The sequence below is a fragment of the Micromonospora sp. NPDC005161 genome (genome assembly GCF_053599855.1).
This window is the reverse complement of record NZ_JBSFYQ010000001.1, coordinates 35,381-54,983: the sequence shown is the minus strand read 5'-3', so window position 1 is coordinate 54,983 and position 19,603 is coordinate 35,381. Positions and strand designations below refer to the sequence as shown.

Annotated in this window: 19 protein-coding genes, 1 tRNA gene and 1 other RNA gene; 16 read left to right on the top strand and 5 right to left on the bottom strand. The window is 74.1% G+C overall.

Going from position 1 to position 19,603, the window contains the following annotated elements; all coding sequences use genetic code 11:
* Positions 1-45 precede the first annotated feature (45 nt).
* The 4 genes from ssrA to ACWD5O_RS00235 all read left to right on the top strand — a co-directional run bounded on the left by ssrA (position 46) and on the right by ACWD5O_RS00235 (position 2,885).
* Positions 46-421: a transfer-messenger RNA gene (gene ssrA, locus ACWD5O_RS00250) on the top strand.
* A 124-nt stretch (positions 422-545) separates the two neighbouring features.
* Complete coding sequence (locus tag ACWD5O_RS00245) at positions 546-1,235, top strand: hypothetical protein (RefSeq protein WP_354962809.1); 690 nt, start codon at positions 546-548, stop codon at positions 1,233-1,235.
* 134 nt (positions 1,236-1,369) lie between these two features.
* Positions 1,370-1,873, top strand: coding sequence for a hypothetical protein (locus ACWD5O_RS00240; protein WP_354962810.1), 504 nt, complete (start codon positions 1,370-1,372; stop codon positions 1,871-1,873).
* Positions 1,874-1,928: 55 nt separating this feature from the next.
* Positions 1,929-2,885 (top strand): hypothetical protein, encoded by a 957-nt coding sequence (locus ACWD5O_RS00235; protein WP_450084205.1) that lies wholly within the window; start codon positions 1,929-1,931, stop codon positions 2,883-2,885.
* 27 nt (positions 2,886-2,912) lie between these two features.
* On the opposite strand, the gene mdlC is transcribed toward ACWD5O_RS00235, so the two are convergent.
* The gene (gene mdlC / locus ACWD5O_RS00230) at positions 2,913-4,508 is read right to left on the bottom strand and encodes a benzoylformate decarboxylase (RefSeq protein WP_450084204.1); all 1,596 of its coding nucleotides are present in this window, start codon (positions 4,506-4,508) and stop codon (positions 2,913-2,915) included.
* A gap of 363 nt (positions 4,509-4,871) precedes the next feature.
* Here mdlC and ACWD5O_RS00225 point away from each other — a divergent pair, with 363 nt between their 5' ends.
* From ACWD5O_RS00225 to ACWD5O_RS00215, 3 genes are all read left to right on the top strand, one after another.
* Positions 4,872-5,462 carry a YqgE/AlgH family protein gene (locus ACWD5O_RS00225; protein WP_354962813.1) on the top strand — a complete coding sequence of 197 codons (591 nt, stop codon included), beginning with the start codon at positions 4,872-4,874 and terminating at the stop codon, positions 5,460-5,462.
* Positions 5,463-5,571: 109 nt separating this feature from the next.
* Positions 5,572-5,644, top strand: a tRNA-Ala gene (locus ACWD5O_RS00220).
* Positions 5,645-5,779: 135 nt separating this feature from the next.
* The gene (locus ACWD5O_RS00215) at positions 5,780-6,709 is read left to right on the top strand and encodes a lytic polysaccharide monooxygenase auxiliary activity family 9 protein (RefSeq protein WP_450084203.1); all 930 of its coding nucleotides are present in this window, start codon (positions 5,780-5,782) and stop codon (positions 6,707-6,709) included.
* A gap of 28 nt (positions 6,710-6,737) precedes the next feature.
* Here the strand turns inward: ACWD5O_RS00215 and mgrA are convergent, their stop codons facing one another.
* Complete coding sequence (gene mgrA, locus ACWD5O_RS00210; RefSeq protein ID WP_450084202.1) at positions 6,738-7,733, bottom strand: L-glyceraldehyde 3-phosphate reductase; 996 nt, start codon at positions 7,731-7,733, stop codon at positions 6,738-6,740.
* 70 nt (positions 7,734-7,803) lie between these two features.
* On the opposite strand from mgrA, the gene ACWD5O_RS00205 reads away from it, so the two are divergent.
* The 8 genes from ACWD5O_RS00205 to ACWD5O_RS00170 all read left to right on the top strand — a co-directional run bounded on the left by ACWD5O_RS00205 (position 7,804) and on the right by ACWD5O_RS00170 (position 16,358).
* Positions 7,804-8,784, top strand: a complete 981-nt coding sequence (locus ACWD5O_RS00205; RefSeq protein WP_450084201.1) for an aldo/keto reductase — start codon at positions 7,804-7,806, stop codon at positions 8,782-8,784.
* Positions 8,781-9,287 (top strand): hemerythrin domain-containing protein, encoded by a 507-nt coding sequence (locus ACWD5O_RS00200; RefSeq protein ID WP_450084200.1) that lies wholly within the window; start codon positions 8,781-8,783, stop codon positions 9,285-9,287. The genes ACWD5O_RS00205 and ACWD5O_RS00200 overlap by 4 nt, the downstream gene beginning before the upstream one ends.
* A gap of 64 nt (positions 9,288-9,351) precedes the next feature.
* Complete coding sequence (locus ACWD5O_RS00195; RefSeq protein WP_450084199.1) at positions 9,352-10,596, top strand: histidine kinase; 1,245 nt, start codon at positions 9,352-9,354, stop codon at positions 10,594-10,596.
* The gene (locus ACWD5O_RS00190) at positions 10,593-11,243 is read left to right on the top strand and encodes a response regulator transcription factor (protein WP_450084198.1); all 651 of its coding nucleotides are present in this window, start codon (positions 10,593-10,595) and stop codon (positions 11,241-11,243) included. Before ACWD5O_RS00195 ends, ACWD5O_RS00190 begins: the two co-directional genes overlap by 4 nt.
* A gap of 76 nt (positions 11,244-11,319) precedes the next feature.
* Entirely contained in the window at positions 11,320-12,396 is a 1,077-nt protein-coding gene (locus tag ACWD5O_RS00185) for a hypothetical protein (RefSeq protein ID WP_450084197.1), read from the top strand.
* A 56-nt stretch (positions 12,397-12,452) separates the two neighbouring features.
* On the top strand, positions 12,453-13,913 hold the full coding sequence (locus ACWD5O_RS00180; RefSeq protein ID WP_354962820.1) for a sigma 54-interacting transcriptional regulator: 1,461 nt from the start codon (positions 12,453-12,455) through the stop codon (positions 13,911-13,913).
* 2 nt (positions 13,914-13,915) lie between these two features.
* Entirely contained in the window at positions 13,916-15,868 is a 1,953-nt protein-coding gene (locus tag ACWD5O_RS00175; protein ID WP_450084196.1) for a vWA domain-containing protein, read from the top strand.
* A gap of 28 nt (positions 15,869-15,896) precedes the next feature.
* Complete coding sequence (locus tag ACWD5O_RS00170; RefSeq protein ID WP_354962822.1) at positions 15,897-16,358, top strand: hypothetical protein; 462 nt, start codon at positions 15,897-15,899, stop codon at positions 16,356-16,358.
* Between the two features lie 24 nt (positions 16,359-16,382).
* Here the strand turns inward: ACWD5O_RS00170 and ACWD5O_RS00165 are convergent, their stop codons facing one another.
* A complete protein-coding gene (locus tag ACWD5O_RS00165) occupies positions 16,383-17,390 on the bottom strand; it encodes a GlxA family transcriptional regulator (RefSeq protein ID WP_450084195.1) in 1,008 nt (335 codons plus the stop codon).
* A 53-nt stretch (positions 17,391-17,443) separates the two neighbouring features.
* Here ACWD5O_RS00165 and ACWD5O_RS00160 point away from each other — a divergent pair, with 53 nt between their 5' ends.
* A complete protein-coding gene (locus tag ACWD5O_RS00160) occupies positions 17,444-18,748 on the top strand; it encodes an MFS transporter (protein WP_450084194.1) in 1,305 nt (434 codons plus the stop codon).
* A gap of 38 nt (positions 18,749-18,786) precedes the next feature.
* On the opposite strand, the gene ACWD5O_RS00155 is transcribed toward ACWD5O_RS00160, so the two are convergent.
* Together ACWD5O_RS00155 and ACWD5O_RS00150 are read right to left on the bottom strand one after the other, a co-directional pair.
* Complete coding sequence (locus ACWD5O_RS00155) at positions 18,787-19,071, bottom strand: DUF427 domain-containing protein (RefSeq protein ID WP_354962825.1); 285 nt, start codon at positions 19,069-19,071, stop codon at positions 18,787-18,789.
* A 49-nt stretch (positions 19,072-19,120) separates the two neighbouring features.
* Positions 19,121-19,591 carry an aminoacyl-tRNA deacylase gene (locus tag ACWD5O_RS00150; protein ID WP_450084193.1) on the bottom strand — a complete coding sequence of 157 codons (471 nt, stop codon included), beginning with the start codon at positions 19,589-19,591 and terminating at the stop codon, positions 19,121-19,123.
* Positions 19,592-19,603 lie beyond the last annotated feature (12 nt).

Sequence of the window (19,603 nt, the reverse complement as noted above, 5' to 3'; positions counted from 1 at the left end):
CAGGCGTTAGTCTTGTCAGTGCCGCCAACATCGGCGGCCTGTCGAGGGGGTGACTGGTTTCGACTTCGTACGCAGCGACAGGGGAAGCGAGCCGAGGAAGCCGACGTCGTCTCGAGAATCGGTCGTCGGAAACTTATAAGCGCCAAGAACAATCGCGCTGACTTCGCTCTCGCCGCCTGAGGCGAGTAGCTAAGTCTGTCGGCCTGGGAACGCCTTCGTCCCAGTAGCCGGCATCAGCTAGGAGGCTGGCCAATCGGACCCGGTCGCGGGGTCCGTGCGGCGAGATTAATCAGCGACTGGGCCCGTCACACCAACTTGCTCGCGTGAGCGGTGGGGCCGAGTAGAGGCACAGCGAGCTGCGCTCGGAGAAGCCCTGACAAACCGGCGAAGGACCCGGGTTCGATTCCCGGCACCTCCACCACCTCGAAAGCGATGCGCCCCGGCCCACCGGCCGGGGCGCATCGTCGTATCCGGGGTCCCCGGGTTTTCGCACCCGGCGGACGCCAGCACGCGGCCGGCAGCCCGGCTCGCCTAGGCTGCCGGCTGTGCGGATCGAGGAACTGCGCCTGTCGGTCGGTGCGTCACCCGGCCAGCGCACCGTCTCGGTGCTGGCCGGCGTGTTCGTCGCCGCCGTCGGTGCCGCGTTCGTGTTGCTGCCCCTGGTCGCTGACGGGTTGCTGCGCCAGCTGACCGGCCCCGGCGACGGGTTCGCCTCCTATGAGGAGGCCCGCGACGTGCCACCGGGGATGTTGCCGCCCGCGCTGCGGGACTCCGGCGGCGGTGGCGGCTGGGACCAGTCCGGGTCCGGCCGGCTCGTCGGGCTGTGCGGGCTGCCGTTCGCCCTGCTCGGCGTCTACCTGGTGCTGCGGGTGCTGCGGACGGCCGCCTGGCTGGACGGCAGTCGGGTGCGGGTGCGCGGCGCGTTCGGCAGCCGCATCGTCGACCTCGCGACCGCCCGGATCGACGCCGGGATGGTGCCGTACGGCGGGGCGGGGGACGACGACCCGCGGGCGCGGGGGCACCGCGCGCCGGTCATCGTCGCCACCGACCACGAGAGCGGACGGCGGCTCACCATCCCGCTGCACGGCATGGGGCTGCCCACCCTGCCCCCGTCCGAGCTGCGGGCGCTGGCCGACGCGATCACCACCGGGCGTCCCTCCGACGGCCGTGACGGCGACGCGCACGCTGTCGCCGGCGCGCTGCGTCGCCTCGCGGAGCACCCCTTCGCCGGTTGAGCCGCATACGGGTGGGGCGCGCGGGACCACTGGGGCGGGTGGGGCAGAAGAGGCGGCCAGGGGCCCTGGACAGGGGCGGACGGGCGGGTTCACCATCGCGGTATGCGGTAGCAGCGCAAGCGCGGGAGGTGCCCATGGTCACCGGTCCGGTTCAGCAGCCGACAGTCGTCGCCCGGCCGCCCGCCGCGCATTCGCATCCGGCCAGCCTCCCCACCGAGCGGCTGCCCGGTGACCCGCGCCCAGCGGGGCTCACCGGTGACGTGCACGTGCTCGCCCGTGCTGTCGCCGCGGCGCCGACCGAGCCGCACTGGCGCGAACGCGTGCTGCTGCGGCTGCACCCGGTCAGGCAGGGCTTCACCGAGCACGTCCAGGTCACCGAGGGTCCCGGCGGGCTCTACCGGGAACTGCTCACCCACGCGCCCCGGCTCTGCCACGGTGTCCGGCTGCTGACCCGGGAGCACACGGCGATCGGCGCCGCGCTCCTGGCCGTGCAGCGGGTCGCCGAGCAGTCCGACGCCAGCCCGGACGAGCTGCGCCACCGGGCCGCGTACCTGCTGCGGACGCTGGCGCGACATCGGCGGCGCGGCGCGGACCTGCTGTGGCAGGCGTACCAGACGGACCTGGGTGGCGAGACCTGAGCGTGGGCGCGCCGACGGCGGGAACCAGGGCGTCGACGGGACCGTCGAAACCCGCATGCGTCGATCGCTTCTGCTCCTCGGTGTGCCCCTGCTGCTGCTCGCGGTCGGCTGCGCCCCGACGGGCGGCGGCCCGGCCGACGGACCCACCGCCCCGGCGCACCGGTCGGAAACCTTCGACCAGCGGGCCACCGAGGTCGCGGAGGCGTGGCGCCCCGGCCCCGAATGGCGCACCGGGTACGTCCCGTTGCAGGGGCCGACGGTGCTGACCGGCGACCCCCGCTTCACCCCCGACACCGAGGCCGCCTTCCGGGCCGGCTGGTACCGGGAGCAGGTGCCCATTCCGCCCACCCGGGTCGGCGGGGAGATCCGCTTCCCGGACGGCCGGCTGACCCTGCCGTTGGTGAGCGCGGCGGAGGCGTACCGGCAGCTCCACCAGGGTGACCCGCTGCCCTGCCCCGGGCGACCGAAGCGGCCCGGACTGCCGACCCCCGGCCCCACCATCGAACCCGGCCCGGACGGCTGGGTCAGCAGCGGCCCCGAGACCGCCTGCCTTCCGCTGACCGTCACCGGCGTCACGCTCGGCACCGTGCCGGTCCGCACCAGCCGGGGCGAGGCGCAGGTCCCGGCCTGGCTGTTCACCGTCGAGGAGTTGGCCGTTCCGGTGGCGCGGCTCGCCGTCGCGCCGACGGCGATCGTTCCAGTCCCCGACCCCACCGCCCCGGCGCGGCCGCTGCCGGACGGACTGCTGTCCGCTCAGGACCTGACGGCCGTCGACGGCGCGCGGCTGACCGTCCGGCTCGGTGTCGGCGCCTGCGACACCGGGATCACTCCGCTCGTGCGGGAACGGCCGGACGTGGTGGTGGTCGGCGGGGGCTTCACCGCCCGGTCGACCGGCCCCTGTCCCGACCTGCTCAAACTGGAGCCGGTCACCGTCACCCTGGCCGCGCCGCTGGGCGCACGGCCGGTGCTGGACGTCTCCACCGGCACCCCGCTGTCGATCGCCCCGCGCTGACCGGCTGAGGCAGGCCGGGAGTGCCGGTCAGAGGATGGTGGGCACGTCGGTGCTGATCGGCACCGGCAGCACGGTGGGGCGGTCGGCGCGCAGTCCGGCGGCGAGCGCCGAGCCGAGCTGGTCGGGTGTTTCGACCACCTCGGTGGCACAGCCGTAGCCGGCCGCGATCGCCGTGATGTCCAGGCCCGGCAGGTCCAGTCCGGGCACCCCGGGCGTCTTTTTCAGTTCGGCGAACGCCTTGAGGATCGCGTACTGCTGGTTGACCGGCACGACCACCACCACCGGCAGGGACAGCCGGGCGGCGGTCCACAGCGCCTGCACGGAGTAGTGGAACGAGCCGTCGCCGACCACCGCCACCACCGGTCGGCCGCGCCCGGTGTCCCGCTCGGCCAGCGCCACCCCGACCGCGGCCGGCAGGCCGTAGCCGAGACCGCCGCTGGCCATCGTGAAGTACGACGCCGGGCGGGCGATCCGCAGCCGGCGGCGCAGTGCGGACAGGTTGGACGGTGACTCCTGGATCAGCACTCCGTCCGCCGGCCAGTGCGCGGCCAACGCGGCGAACAGCGCGTCCGCGCTCAGCGGCGCGGTGACCTCCGGCGGCGCCGGGGCGGCCCGGGGCGCCGGTGGCGACCGGTCGGCCGGCGGCACCAGCTCGAGCAGCGCGGCCAGGGTCAGCCCGGGATCGCCGAGCAGGCTGTCCCCGACCGGGGCCCGGGCGGCCTCGTCCGGGTCGTCCGTCACGTGCAGCAGGCGGGTGCCTTCGGGCAGGTGATCGCCCGGCACGTACGGGTAGTAGCGGAATACCGGAGCGCCGACCACCAGGACGGTGTCGTGTCCACGCAGCGCCTCGGCAAGCGGCCCGATGGCGAACGGCAGCACCCCGCGAAACTGCGGGTGGTCCTCCGGGAACACGGCCCGTTCCGGGGCGGGGGCCGACCAGACCGGCGCGGCCAGCCGTTCGGCCAGCGCGATCGCGGTCGACCAACTCCCGGACCGGTCCACCCCGGGCCCGAACACCAGGACGGGGTCGCGGCTGCCGGCCAGGGCCCGGGCGAACTCGCCCAGCCGCTGCGGGTCCGGTGCGAACCGGGTGGCCACCGTGCGTGGTGCGGGTGGGGAGTCGGCCGGCTGGTCCCAGTCGTCCATCGGCAGGGACAGGAACACCGGCCCGGCCGGCGGCTGCACTGCGGTCGCGTACGCGCGCAGCAGCGCCGCGGGGATGTCCTGCGCCCGGACCGGCTCGTAGCCCCATTTCACGTACGGCTGGGGGAGCTCGGCGGCCCGACGGCTGGTGAGCCGGGGTTCGAGCAGCAGCATCTCGCGGGTCTGCTGGCCGGCGGTGACGATCAGCGGGGTCTTGTTGTGCCAGGCGGTGACCATGTTGCCCATGCCGTTGCCGGTGCCCGGGGAGGTGTGCAGGTTGACGTGGGCGGGTGCGCCGGTGACCTGGGCGTAGCCGTCGGCCATCGCGACCGCCGTCGCCTCGTGCAGGGCGTGGACGTAGTGGAAGTCGGCCGGGAAGTCCCGCAGGAACGGCTCCTCGGTGGAGCCGGGGTTGCCGAAGATGGTGGTCATGCCGAGGGTGCGGAGCACGTCGTACGTCGCGTCCCGGACCGTTGCCATCGCCACCTGCCTCCGTGTCGCGCGCAGGGACGACCGCGCCGCCCTCTCGATCAGCCGAATCTATCGGGATGTGACGGACCTTTCGGGCGTTTCCCGGGCGTCGTGACCGGGGGCGCACCCTGGCGTATCCGGTCGTGCCGGGGCGGGAACGCGATCCGTCGATCACCGCGACGCCCGCCGTCGGTGCCGATCGGCGCTCCGTCTCAACTGTCCGATCACCCGCCGGTCAGACCTTAGCCAGCACCCGGGACGCAGGCTATGGTGCCAGGCATGGCGTTGACAGCACGGATGATCCCGGTGCACCGTGCGGATCCGGTGGGTGGCGGATCCCCGGCGCGGGTTCACGGTTGACGGGTGTGTGGGATGCAGGGAGAGGGCCAGGCGATCGGCGGACGGGCGATGGAGTCGATGACCGGGCGGCTGCTGGTCGCGACTCCGGCCCTCAAGGACCCGAACTTCGACCGTACGGTGGTGCTGCTGGTCGCCCACGAGCCGGGCGGCGCGCTCGGCGTGGTGCTGAACCGGGCCACCGAGGTGCCGGTCGCCGAGGTGCTCGGCGACTGGAACGACCTGGCCCGCCACCCGGCGGTGCTCTTCGAGGGTGGCCCGGTGCAGCCCGACTCGGCCATCTGCCTGGCGCGGATGCGCCACCCGCTGCGCCGGGTCAAGGGCTTCCACCAGGTCTCCGGGGCGGTCGGCACGATCGACCTCTCGGTCGACCCGGAGCGGCTGCGGGAGAGCATCGGCGGCATCCGGGTCTTCGCCGGCTACTCCGGCTGGGGGAGCGGCCAGTTGGAGCAGGAGATCGCCGACGGCTCCTGGTTCCTGCTGGACGCGCTGCCCGGTGACGCCTTCGTCGACCGGCCGGACGACCTGTGGCCGATGGTGCTGCGCCGGCAGGGCGGGATGATGGCCGCCGTCGCCCATTTCCCGCCGGACGTGGCGCTCAACTGACCCGGTTCGGCGGGAGCCCGGGGGTGGCGTCGGCGGGGACCCCGCGAGATGACCATGCCGACCGGGATGTGTATAGTTTCCCAGTGCCCGGGCGACCGGGACACAGCAAGGGGCCGTGGCGCAGCTGGTAGCGCACCACACTGGCAGTGTGGGGGTCAGGGGTTCGAGTCCCCTCGGCTCCACCTTGCGAAACGCCCTGACCGGGAGTATCCGGTCAGGGCGTTTTCGGCTGTAGGTCAGGGGTCCGCGATCCCCGGCCGCCCCGACGTCGAACCTTTGTCGCCCCGCGCCCGTACCACTGCGCGGGAGGTCACACCATGACCGTGCGCCGAGTGCTCGCCGCCGTGCTGGTCGCCGTCGCGGCCGTGCCGTTCAGCGCCGCGCCCGCCGCCGCGCACGGCGCCCCGACCAGCCCGGTCAGCCGGGCGGCGGCCTGCGGGCCCGAGGGCCGGTACGCGGCCACCAGCGCCTGCCGGGCGGCGGTCGAGGCGGGTGCGGCGGTACGCGAGTGGGACAACGTCCGGGTCGCCGCGATCAACGGCCGGGACCGGGAGAAGATCCCGGACGGTGAGCTGTGCAGCGGAGGGCTCTCCGCGTACCGGGGGCTGGACCTGCCCCGGACCGACTGGCCGAGCACCGAGGTGACCGCCGGCGCCCGGTTCACCTTCCGGTACCGGACCACCATCGAGCACCGGGGCAGCTTCCGGCTCTACGTCACCCGGCCCGGCTATGACCCGCGGGCACCGCTGACCTGGGCGGATCTGGAGTGGCGCCCGTTTCTGACGGTGACCGACCCGCCGGTGCGGGCCGGGGCGTACCAACTGCCGGGCCGGCTGCCGGCGGGCCGGAACGGCCGACACCTGATCTACACGATCTGGCAGAACTCCAACACCCCGGACACCTACTACTCCTGCTCCGACGTGGTGTTCCGCGCGGCGCGCGGCGGCACGGCGACGGGTACCCCGAAACCGGCCGCCGCGACGAAGGGCGCGCCGGCGGTGCCGCGTACCGCCGCGAGCCGGCCGGCCGCCACCGAGCCGGCGGTGGCGGCGGCGGCCGACCCTGGCGTGCCCGTGGCGTCGGTGACCGACCTCAGCAGCCGGTGGCCCATGCTGGCCGGTGCCGGCGCCGTGCTGGTCATCGCGCTGCTGGTCGGCGCGGCTCGGCTGCGTCGCGCCGGCGCCGCGCCGGTCGGCCGGCAGTGCGGGGTGCGCAACCACCGGGCGGGGCGGCGCCGGATCTGGTGACCCGGCCCCCGCCGCCGCCCGGCGGCGCTCAGCCCAGGTGCCGGTCGATCTCGGCCAGCTCCTCGGCGCCGAAGTCGAGATTGTCCAGCGCGGCGGCGTTCGTCTCCAGCTGCTCCACGCTGCTCGCCCCGATGATCAGACTGGTCATCCGCGGGTCGCGCAGCGCCCAGGCCAGCGCGAGCTGGGCCAGTGACTGACCGCGCCGCTCGGCGACCGCCCCCAACCCCCGGATGGTGGCCATCTTCTCCTCGCTGAGGTCGCTCTCGTTGAGGAAGACGCTGGTGCGCACCCGGGAGTCGGTCGGGATGCCAGCCAGGTAGCGGTCGGTCAGCAGACCCTGGGCCAGCGGGCTGTACGCGATGCAGCCGGCGCCGACCTGCTCCAGCGTGTCGAGCAGGCCGTCGGCCTCCGTCCACCGGTTGAGCATCGAGTACGACGGCTGGTTGATCAGCAGCGGCGTGCCCAGCTCACCCAGGATCGCGGCGGCGCGAGCGGTCTGCTCGGAGTTGTAGTTCGAGATGCCCACGTAGAGGGCCTTGCCGGAGCGGACGATGGCGTCCAACGCGCCCATCGTCTCCTCCAGCGGGGTGTCCGGGTCGAACCGGTGCGAGTAGAAGACGTCAACGTAGTCCAGTCCCATCCGGGTCAGCGACTGGTCCAGCGAGGAGATCAGGTTTTTGCGCGAGCCCCATTCGCCGTACGGGCCGGGCCACATCAGGTAGCCGGCCTTGCTGGAGATCACCAGCTCGTCCCGGTACGGCTTCAGGTCGGTGGCGAGCATCCGGCCGAAGTTCTCCTCGGCGGCGCCGGGCGGCGGGCCGTAGTTGTTGGCCAGGTCGAAGTGGGTGACACCCAGGTCGAAGGCGCGCCGGACGATGTCGCGCTGGCGCTCGTACGGGCGGTCCGGGCCGAAGTTGTGCCACAGGCCGAGGGAGACGGCGGGCAGCCGCAGGCCACTGCGTCCGCTGCGCCGGTAGGTCATCGTGTCGTAGCGGTCATCCGCGGCGAGGTAGGTCACGATCATGAGCCTAGCTCCGGCTCGGGGTACGCGGGATCGGGCGCGTGGACCCGGACAAAGGGGTAGCTTCGAGGCCATGCGTCTCATTGCGCTCGACACTCCCAAACCGCTGTCGAAGATCGGGTTGGGCACCTGGCAGTTCGGCTCCCGGGAGTGGGGGTACGGCCCGGAATTCGAGCGCCAGGCGGCGCAGATCGTGCGGCGGGCCCTCGAGTTGGGCGTGACCGTCTTCGACACCGCGGAGGTCTACGGCTTCGGGCGCAGCGAGCGGATCCTCGGCGCGGCGCTCGGCGACGACCGGCCCAAGGTGGTGGTCGCGTCCAAGCTCTTCCCGGTCTGGCCGGTGGCCGCGGTGGTGCAGCAACGGGCGGTCGCCTCGGCGGCCCGGCTCGGCGTCACCTCCCTCGATCTCTACCAGGTGCACCAGCCCCACCCGCTGGTCGCCGACCACACCACCATGCGCGGCATGCGCGCGTTGCAGGACGTCGGGCTGGTCCGCGAGGTCGGGGTGAGCAACTACGGGCTGCGCCGCTGGCAGGTCGCCGAGGCGGCGCTCGGCCGGCGGGTGCTCAGCAACCAGGTCCGCTACAGCATGGTGGACCGCGCGCCCGAGCAGGACCTGCTGCCGTACGCCCGGGAGGCCGGCCGGGTGGTTATCGCGTACAGCCCGCTGGCCCAGGGCTTCCTCTCCGGCCGGTACGACGCGAAGAACCCGCCGACCGGCGCGGTGCGGCGGGCCAACCCGTACTTCCTGCCGGAGAACCTGGAGCGGGGCAGCGCCCTGATCGACACGTTGCGCCAGGTCGCCGACGCGCACGACGCCACCCCCAGCCAGATCGCGCTGGCCTACGTGCTGCGCCACCCGAACGTGCTGGCCATCCCCGGCGCGTCCGGAGTGGAGCAGATGGAACGCAACGCCGCCGCCGCCGACATCGACCTCGCCGACGACGAGTACGCCGCGCTGGCCGAGGCCGCCAAACGGTTCCGTCCGATCACCGGCCTCGCCGCGATGCCCCGAATGCTGCGCGCCCGGTTCACCAGTCCGACGGGAAAGTGAGCACAGTGGACGACATCACCGCACTGATCCTGGACGACCACGCCGCCTTCCGGCGCGGCTTCGCCCGCCTCGACGACGCCCGCGACGAGCAGGAGCTGTTGGCGATCTGGGACCCACTCGCCCTGCACCTGGACATCCACGCCGAGGCCGAGGAGGCGATCCTCTACCCGCACCTGGTCAAGCACGGCGACGACGGCGAGGACGAGACCGCCGACGCGATCGGCGACCACAACAAGATCAGGGACGCCATCGCCGAGTCCAAGCTGCACCCCGTCGGCTCGGAACGCTGGTGGGCGGCGGTCGGCACGGCCCGCCGGGAGAACAGCGAGCACCTGGCCGAGGAGGAGGACGAGGCCCTACCCGACTTCCGCCGGCATGCCAGCAGTGAGTTGCGCGCCGAGCTGGGCCACCGCTGGCTCACCTTCTACGGCGAGCACAAGAACGGGCGTGACCTGGCGTTCCGCGACAAGGACCCGCAGTCATACGTGGCCGACCACCGCTGAACGCCGCTCGATCTCCCCGGCACGGGGGAGTCGCGGAGGCCGGTGACGGCAGCAGAATGGCGGGGTGACCCCCCGAGCGGCGCTGGCCCCGCTGGTCGCCGGCAGCACCTGGCGGCGCGGCGTGTTCCTGCTGCTCGGCGGGGTGCTGGCGCTCCCGTACGGGCTGCTCGCGGTGACCTTCGCCCAGCTGCTCACCGGCTCGGAGGTCCCCCGTCCGCTGGTGTTCGCCCTGCTGGTGATCGCGCTGGTGATCGCCGTGGTGCCGCTGCTGCTCGACGGCAGCCGGGCGCTGGAGATCGCCGCCGTACGGGCGCTGCTCGGCGTCGACCTGCCCGACCCCGCGCCGGGGCACCGCGGCGACCGGGACACCCGGCTGCGCAGCGCCCTGTGGATCGCCACCCACCTCACCATCGGCGCGCTGGTGATGGTCGCGCTGATCACGGCCGTGCCGATGGCGCTGGCCTTCATCGCCCAGCAGTTCGGCATCGGCGCCGACCTGGTCAGCCGGGAACGGTTCGGGCCACTGGACGGGCGGGACACCGGCTGGCTGACGCTGACCGGGGTGGTCCTGCTGGCCGGTCTCGGCTACGCCGTGGCCGGGCTCGGCGCGCTCGCCGGGTCGATGGCACCGGTGCTGCTCGGCCCGACCCCGGCGGAGCGGATCGCCGCACTGGAGGCGCGGGCCACCCGGCTCGCCGAACGCAACCGGCTGGCCCGGGAACTGCACGACTCGGTCGGCCACGCGCTGACGGTGGCCACTCTCCAGGCCGGGGCCGCCCGCGAGGTGCTCGACACCGACCCGGAGTTCGTCCGGCGGGCGCTCACCGCCATCGAGGAGGCCGGGCGGACCGCGATGGACGAGCTGGACCACGTCCTCGGGCTGCTTCGGGAGACCGGTGGCGACCGGCCCGGGGTGGCGCCGCAGCGTACCCTCGCCGACCTGGATCGGCTGGTCACCGACGCCCGCGCGACCGGGCTGGCGGTACACGCGCACCGCACCGGCGACCCGTCGCGGGTGCCGCCGGCGGTCTCCCGGGAGGGCTACCGGATCGTCCAGGAAGGGTTGACCAACGCGGCACGGTACGGCCACGGGCCGGTGACGCTGCGGCTGGACCTGCACCCCGACGCGCTGGAGCTGGAACTGGTCAACGCGATGGGTCACGTGGGCCGGGCCGACCCGGGCCGGGGCGGCCGCGGCCTGGACGGGATGCGGGAACGCGTGCTGCTGCTCGGCGGCCGGCTCAGCGTGGGCCCGGACGGCGGCCGGTGGCTGATCCGGGCCCGCCTGCCGTACGAGGAGACGCGATGACCACCGGTGTGCTGATCGTCGACGACGACGAGCTGATCCGGGTCGGGCTGCGGGCCATCATCGACGCCCAACCCGACCTGCGGGTGCTCGCCGAGGCCGCCGACGGCGCCGAGGTGCCGCCGCTGGTCGCCCGGCACCGGCCGGACGTGGTGCTGATGGACGTGCGGATGCCCGGCATCGACGGCATCCAGGCCACCCGACACCTGCTGGCCACCTCCGCCGACCCGCCGCGGGTGCTGGTGGTCACCACCTTCGCCAACGACGAGTACGTCTACGAGGCGCTGCGCGCCGGCGCCGCCGGCTTCCTGCTCAAACGGGCCCGGCCGGCCGAGGTGGTCGAGGCGGTCCGGGTGGTCGCGGCGGGGGAGTCGCTGCTCTTCCCGGCCGCGATCCGCCGGCTGGCCGGCGCGTACGGCCCGACGGGGGGCGACCGGCTGACCGCCGCCCGGCTCACCGAGCGGGAGGCCGAGGTGCTGCGGCTCATGACCACCGGCCGGTCCAACCCGGAGATCGCCGCGCATCTGGTGGTCGGCGTGGAGACGGTCAAGACGCACGTCGGCAACGTGCTGGCCAAGCTGTGCGTACGCGATCGCACCCAGGCGGTGATTGCCGCCTACGAGTCCGGCTTCGTCACCCCGTCCGGCTGACCGGTCCCTCTCCCGGGGGAGCGGGTTCACCGCCGCGCGGGAGGGGCCCGGCCGGCCACCGGCCGAGGCTGGGAGCATGACGACGATCACTGCCTCCCGACCCCGTCCCGACTCCCGATGGCCCGACCGGCTGGCCCCGCTGGCCGCTGGCTGGCTCGGCCTGTGGGGCGTGCTCGCCCTGCTCGGCACGCTCACCGGCGCCGGCTACCCGTTCGGCGCGAACGACCCGCACGGCGGCGACGTCAACCTGCTGCGCCTGGTGCCGGTGCAGCTGGCCACCCCGCTCTTCGCGGGGGTGCTGCTGACCGCCGCAGTGGCGGCGCTGGCGATGAGCCGTCCGGCCGTACGCCCGCCCGGCGCGCTGCGGGCGCTGCTCGCCGGATACGGCTGGACGGTGGCGTTCGTGCTCGCCGTGGTCGTTCCGGACGCCCGGGTGCTGGTCATCCTCGGCTACGCGCCGATGCTGATCATCGGGGCGCCGTTCGGCTGGCCGCCCGTCGACTACGCCGAAATCTTCAACTGGGCGCTGTTCGCCCGGTTCGCCGCGCTCGTCGGCGGGCTGCTGCTGGCCGGGGCGGTGCTCGCCTGGCAGCGCCGCACCGCCGGGGCCTGCGTCGGCTGCGGCCGCTACGACACCGACCGGGGCTGGACGACCCCGGCCGCCGCCGCGCGCTGGGGTCGGTGGGCCGCCGGCATCGCCGCGGCCATCCCGCTGGCGTACGCGGTGACCCGGTTCGCCTGGGCGGCCGGCATCCCGCTGGGCATCTCTGAGGAGTTCCTGACCGAGATGCGGGAGACCGGACTGGTGTGGGCCGGGTTCGGGCTGGGCGCGTTCGCCACCGTCGGCGCGATCCTCACCCTCGGGCTGGTGCAGCGGTGGGGCGAGCGGTTCCCCCGCTGGATGCTCGGGCTGGCCGGCAGCCGGGTGCCGGTGAAGCTGGCCGTGGTGCCGGCCACCCTGGTCGCCGTCGCGGTGACCGCGGCCACCCTGGGGCTGCTCAGCAACCCCGAGTTCTGGCAGCTCACCCACGGGTTCAGCCTGGCCGGGGCGCCGATGCTGCTCTGGCCGTTCTGGGGGGTGACGCTCGGTGCCGCCACCTACGCGTACCACCTGCGCCGCCGCGGAGCCTGCCGGCGCTGCGGTCGGGGCTGATGGTGGGAGCGGGGGTGCCCCCCGATGCCGGGGCGCCCCCGCGAATGTGAGCTAGCGTGGGTCGGGTGACTGCGCCCTCCCCGGTAATCCCGGTTCCACCGGCCGACCTGCCCGGCACGCTCGGCGCGCTTCGGGCGGCCGGTCACCAGTACCGCACCGTCAAGCAGGAACTCCGCGGCAACCTTCTGGCCCGGATGCGTGCCGGCGAGGCCCGCTTCCCCGGCATCGTCGGCTACGACGACAGCGTGCTGCCCGAGGTCGAGCGGGCGCTGCTCGCCGGGCACGACATGGTGCTGCTCGGCGAGCGGGGCCAGGGCAAGACCCGGCTGATCCGCTCCCTCGGTGCGCTGCTCGACGAGTGGACCCCGGTCATCCCCGGCTCGGTGCTCAACGAACACCCGATGCACCCGCTCACCCCGGCGTCCCGCGCCCAGATGGCCGAGGCCGGCGACGACCAGCCGGTCGGCTGGCTGCACCGCTCGATGCGCTACGGCGAGAAGCTGGCCACCCCGGACACCAGCGTCGGTGACCTGATCGGTGACGTCGACCCGATCCGGATCGCACAGGGCCGCACCCTCGGCGACCCGGAGACCATCCACTTCGGGCTGGTGCCCCGTACCAACCGGGGCATCTTCGCCGTCAACGAGCTGCCCGACCTGGCCGAGCGGATCCAGGTGGCGCTGCTCAACGTCCTCGAGGAGCGGGACATCCAGGTCCGCGGCTACCAGCTGCGGCTGCCGCTGGACCTACTCCTGGTGGCCAGCGCCAACCCGGAGGACTACACCAACCGGGGCCGGATCATCACCCCGCTCAAGGACCGGTTCGGCGCGGAGATCCGTACCCACTACCCGCTCGACCTGGAGTTGGAGCTGGAGCTGATCCGGCAGGAGGCCGACCTGGTCGCCGAGGTGCCGGAGCACGTCCTGGAGGTCCTGGCCCGGTTCGCCCGCGCGGTGCGCGAGTCACCGTCGGTGGACCCGCGCTCCGGCGTCTCCGCCCGGTTCGCCATCGCCGCCGCCGAGACCGTGGCCGGTGCGGCGCTGCGCCGTGCCGGTCTGCTCGCCGCGACCGGCACCCCGGAAGGACGCCCCGAGGCCGCGGTGGCCCGGGTCGGCGACGCGGTGTCGACGACCAGCACCCTGCGCGGCAAGGTCGAGTTCGAGAGCGGCGAGGAGGGGCGGGAGATCGAGATCCTGGCCCACCTGCTGCGGACCGCGACCGCCGAGACGTTCCGCGCCCACCTGGCCGGGCTGGACCTGTCCGGCTTCACCGGCCTGGTCGAGGACGGCGCGGCGATCGAGACCGGCGAGCTGGTCGGCGCCGCCGAGCTGCTGCGCCAGGTGGGCACCGTGCCCGGGCTGGCGAAGGTGCTGGACCGGCTCGGCCTGGGCGACGCGCCCACCCCGGAGGAGGCCGCCGCCGGTGTCGAGTTCGTGCTGGAGGGGCTGCACCTGACCCGCCGGCTCGGCAAGGACGTCACCGACTCCGGGCGCACCGTCTACGGCGGCCGGGGCTGACCGTGGCCGGCAACCGGTTCCGGTACGGGCAGTGGCGCGGCGGCCCCGACCCGCTCGCGCCCCCGTACGACGTGCGCGAGGCGGTGGACGCGGTCGGCGCCGAGGTGCTGGCCGGCGGCAGCCTGCGGGAGGCACTGCGCGACCTGCTGCGCCGTGGTCCGCAGGGGCGTGGCGGGCTGGACGACCTGGCCGCCCGGGCCCGCCGGCTGCGCCGGGAGGCGCTGCGCCGGGGTGACCTGGACGGCGCGGTGACCCGGGCGCGGGCCCTGCTCGACCAGGCCCTCGCCGCCGAGCGGGACGAGCTGCGCGGCCGCGACGACGATGGCGCGCGGTTCGCCGAGTCGGTGCTGGACAACCTGCCCCGCTCCACGGCACGGGCGGTGGAGGAGCTGGCCGGCTACCAGTGGGCCAGCGCGGACGCCCGGCAGTCGTACCAGCAGATCCTCGACCAGCTTCGCGGCGACGTGCTCGGCCAGCGCTTCGCCGGCCTGCGCGACGCGGTGCGCGCCTCCGCCGACCCGGCCGTCCAGGCGCGACTCGCCGAGATGATGAGCGACCTGAACGACCTGCTGGCCCGGCACGGCCGCGCGGAGGACACCACCGACGCGTTCGCCGAGTTCATGCGCCGGCACGGCGACTTCTTCCCGGAGCGGCCGGAGACCGTCGACGAGTTGATCGACGTGCTGGCCCGGCGCTCGGCGGCGGGCGAGCGGCTGATGAATTCGCTCTCCGACCGGCAGCGCGCCGAGCTGGCCGGGCTGATGCGGCAGTCGCTCGGCGACCAGCTTGCCGGGGAGCTGTCCGCGCTCGACGCCAACCTGCGGGCGCTGCGGCCGGACCTGCGGTGGGGGCGCGGCGAGCGGGTCCGGGGCGAGCAGCCGCTGGGCTACGCCGACGCGGCCGGCGCGTTGGGCGAGATCGGCGAGCTGGACGACCTGCTGGACCAGCTCGACCAGGAACACCCCGGCGCCACCCTGGACGACGTGGACGTCGACGCGGTGGCCCGGACGCTGGGCCGGAGCGCCGCCGACGATGTCCGCCGGCTGCGTGAGCTGGAGCGGGAACTACGCCGGCAGGGTTGGGTGAGCCGGGACGCGGACGGGCTCACGCTGAGCCCGAAGGCGCTGCGCCGGCTCGGCGGGACCGCTCTGCGGCGGGTCTTCTCCGACCTGACCGCCGGCCCGCGTGGCCAGCACGATCTGCGTTCGGCGGGTGCCGCCGGCGAGGTCAGCGGCGGATCCCGACCCTGGCAGTACGGCGACGAGCAGCCGTTGGACGTGGTCCGTACGCTGACCCGGGCGGTGAGTCGGGCCGGGCCGAGTGTGCCGGTGCAGCTCGCGGTGGACGACTTCGAGGTTGTGGAGACCGAGAAGCGGGCTTCCGCGGCGGTGGTGCTCTGCGTCGACCTGTCGTACTCGATGATCTCCCAGGGGCGCTGGGGCCCGATGAAGCAGACGGCGCTGGCGCTGGCGCACCTGATGGAGACGCGCTTTCCGCAGGACGCCCTGCAGATCGTCGGCTTCGGCCGGGAGGCGATGACGCTCAGTCAGCAGGAGTTGGCCGCCGTGGAGCCGGACATGGAGCAGGGCACCAACCTCCAGCACGCGCTGCGGCTGGCCGGTCGGCACCTGCGTCGGCATCCGGACGCCGAGCCGGTGGTGCTGGTGGTCACCGATGGCGAGCCGACCGCCCACCTGGATCCGGATGTCGGGGAGGCGCTGTTCCACTGGCCGCCGCTGCCGGAGACGATCGAGGCGACCGTCCGCGAGGTGGACCGGCTCAGCCGCTACGGCGCCACCCTCAACCTGTTCATGCTCGGCGACGACCCGGGCCTGCGCCGCTTCGTCGACGCGGTGGCCCGGCGCAGCCGAGGCCGGATGTTCACCCCGGACACCGACGACCTGGGCGAGTACGTGGTCAGCGACTACCTCCGCTCCCGCCAATCCCGCCGCTAACCCCCGCCCGGCGGGGTTGACTGGGGGTGTGGAGAGCGGGGGGCTGCGGCGGGCGTACGACGCGGTGTTCGCGGAGATCGACGGGGCCGGGTTCGGGCCGCCGCCGGAGGGGCAGCTCAGCGCCGAGCAGATCGTGGCGCACCTGGTGGCCAACGACGAGCTGATGATCCAGGCCACCGAGGCGTTGCTGGCCGGGTCGGCGTTCGCCTACTACGACCTGGACGACATGCACCGTCCGCAGCTCGACGCGCTGGTCGCCGAGCAGGGTGGCCTGCGTGGCCTGGCCGCGCTGCTGCACGGCACCAGTGACCGCCTGTGCGAGCTGGTCGACCAGCTCGGCCTGGCCGCGGAAACCCCGGTCGAGACCCACCTGCGGGAGGGCTTCGACCTCATCGTCGAGGACACGCTGCCCTGGTCGCGCACCCTCGACCTGCACACCCGCGTCCACCTCCCCAAACACCAGGCCCAACTCCACATGCTCCGCACCTGACCCCCGTGGGCGGGTGGTCGGGCGTCAGCTCCTGACGGGCTCGGCGCGGGGGTGGAAGGTGCGGCGGTAGGCGGAGGGGGCCACGCCGATGCGCTGGTGGAGTTGCTGGCGCAGGGCGGCGGTGGTGCCGAAGCCGCAGCGGTGGGCGATCTGGTCGACGGTGAGGTCGGTCGTCTCCAGCAGCAGTCGAGCGTGGTCGGTGCGCTGTTGGAGCAGCCACTGCGCGGGGCTCAGGCCGGTCTCCGAGCGGAAGCGCCGGGTGAAGGTGCGCACGCTCATCCGGGCCTGTTCGGCCAGGTCGCGCAGCGCGATCGGTTCGTGCAGGCGCTGCCGGGCCCACTCCCGGGCGCCGGCGGTGCTGGTGTCGGTGGCCTTCGGCACCGGCCGCTCGATGTACTGCGCCTGGCCGCCGTCGCGCCAGGGCGGCATCACGCAGCGGCGGGCCGCCCGGTTGGCCACCTCGCTGCCGTGGTCGAGGCGGATGACGTGCAGGCAGAGGTCGATGCCGGCGGCTACTCCGGCCGAGGTGAGCACCCGGTCGTCGGCGATGAACAGCACGCCCGGGTCGAGGTCCACCCGGTCGTGCAGGCGGCGGAACTGCTCCGCGTACGCCCAGTGGGTGGTGGCCCGACGCCCGTCGAGTAGCCCGGCGGCGGCCAGCACGAACGCCCCGGTGCAGATCGACATCACCCGAACGCCCCGCTCGTACGCCGAGCGCAGCGCCTCGGCCACCTCCGGCTCGACGGTGCCCGAGGTCAGCGCGCTGCCGTCGTGGATGCCCGCGACGATCACGGTGTCGGCGGTGTCGAGCAGTTCCAGCCCGTGGTCCGGGACCACCTGGAAGCCGGCGGTGCTGCGGACGGGCTGGCCGCCCGGAGTGCATATCCGCACGTCGTAGAAGGACGTCCCGTCGGCGGCCCGGGCAGTGCTGAACACCTGGGACGGGGTGCCGAGGTCCAGGCCGACGACCTGGTCGAGGGCGAGTACGGCGATCCGGTGCGGTCCTACGGTCATGGCCCGATTATTGCGCATGATGGCTTTCCGGCCACTCGTCGGTGCCGGCGGCGCCGCCCAGACTGGTCCGCGTGAGAAAGAACCGCCGCCTGCATCCCGCCTGGCTGGTCGCCGCCGTCGCCTTCGTGGCGCTGGTCGGCGCGGCCGGCTTCCGCGCCACTCCCTCGGTGCTGCTGCACCCGCTGCACGACGAGTTCGGCTGGCCGCTGGCCACCATCTCCGCGGCCGTCTCGGTCAACCTGCTGCTCTACGGGCTCACCGCGCCGTTCGCCGCCGCGCTGATGGACCGGTTCGGCATCCGCCGGGTGGTCTCGGTGGCGCTGCTGCTGGTCGCCGCGGGCAGCGGGCTGACGGTCTTCATGACCGCCTCCTGGCAGCTGCTGCTCTGCTGGGGCGTGCTGGTCGGGCTGGGCACCGGCTCGATGGCGCTGGCCTTCGTGGCCACCGTCACCGGGCGCTGGTTCGTCCGCCGACGGGGCCTGGTCACCGGGGTGTTGACCGCGGGCGGGGCGGCCGGGCAGCTGGTCTTCCTGCCGCTGATCGCGGTTCTGGTGCGCGACCACGGCTGGCGTACGGCGGCACTCGTCGTGGCCGGAGCCGCGCTGGCGGTCGTACCCCTGGTGGTGTGGCTGCTGCGCGAGCACCCGGCGGATCTCGACCTGCCCGCCTACGGCGCGACCGAGGTCGTCGCGGCGCCACCCGCGACCGGCGGCGCGGCGACCCGGGCGCTGGGCGCGCTCGCCACCGCGGCCCGGACCCGGCCGTTCTGGCTGCTGGCCGGCGGGTTCGCGATCTGCGGCGCGACCACCAACGGCCTCGTCGGTACGCACTTCGTGCCGGCCGCGCACGACCACGGCATGCCCGAGACCACCGCCGCCGGGCTGCTCGCCCTGGTCGGGCTCTTCGACATCGTCGGCACGATCGCCTCCGGCTGGCTGACCGACCGGGTGGACAGCCGACTGCTGCTCGGCGCCTACTACGCGCTGCGCGGGGCGTCCCTGCTGCTGCTGCCGACCCTGTTCGCCGGCACCGCCAAGCCCAGCATGCTGGTGTTCATCATCTTCTACGGCCTGGACTGGGTGGCCACCGTGCCGCCGACCGTGGCGCTGTGCCGGGAGTACTTCGGCACCGCCGGGGCGGTCGTGTTCGGCTGGGTGTTCGCCGCCCACCAGCTCGGCGCGGCGGTCGCGGCGACCGGCGCGGGGCTGGTCCGGGACCAGCTCGGCGACTACGCCATGGCCTGGTACGTGGCCGGCGGACTGTCGATCGGCGCGGCCGGGCTGTCGCTGCTGCTGCGCCGGCGGCCGGGTAAGCCGGTGGCCGAAGCCGTGCTGGTCGCCGCGACCGCGCCCCGGGCCTGGAGCTTCCGGGGCTGAGGCGCCACCCACCTCGGCGGGCCGATGCCAGCCCGACGTCAGTCGACGACCCGGACGTCCTTCCAGAACGCCACCCGGTCACGCACCATCTCGGCGTCGGGCTTCGGCTCCGGGTAGTACCAGACCGCGTCCTCGCTGGTGCTGCCCTCGTGCTCGAGGGTGTAGTAGGAGGCGGTGCCCTTCCACGGGCAGACGGTGTGCGTCGCGGACTCGCGGATCAGGTCGTCGCGCAGGGCGGAGCGGGGGAAGTAGTGGTTGCCCTCCACCAGCACGGTGTCGTCGCTCTCGGCGACGACCAGGTCGTTCCACACAGCTTTCGGCATACGACCCAGACTAGGCCGTGGCACCGACGGCGGCAGCGGTCGCGGCGGCTCAGCGGGTCGGCTGTGGATCGGTGACGTCGGCCACGGTGGCCGCGAGCGCGGCGATCGCGGTGTCGGCGTCGACCGCGACGGCGAGGCCGCGCTCGCCGGCGCCGAGGGTGATCTCCCGGCCGCGCAGCCGCTCGTCCGCGATCACCGGCCAGGCGGTGCTCGCGCCGAACGGGGTGATGGTGCCGCGCTCGTAGCCGGTGGCGGCGAGCGCGCCCGCCGCGTCCGGCATGGAGAGCCGGTGCACCCCGAGCAGGGTGCGCAACTTGGGCCAGGAGATGACCCGGTCGCCGGGCGTGAGCACGAACAGGTGGTCGTCCGCGCCGCGGCGGACCACGATCGTCTTGACCACGTCCGGGACGGCCACGCCCTGGACGGCGGCGGCCTCCGCCAGGCTGCTGACCGCGCCGTGCGAGATCAGACGGTAGGGCAGGCCGGCGGAGTCCAGGGCGGTGATCGCGGGCGACGGCATGCCCGCCACGGT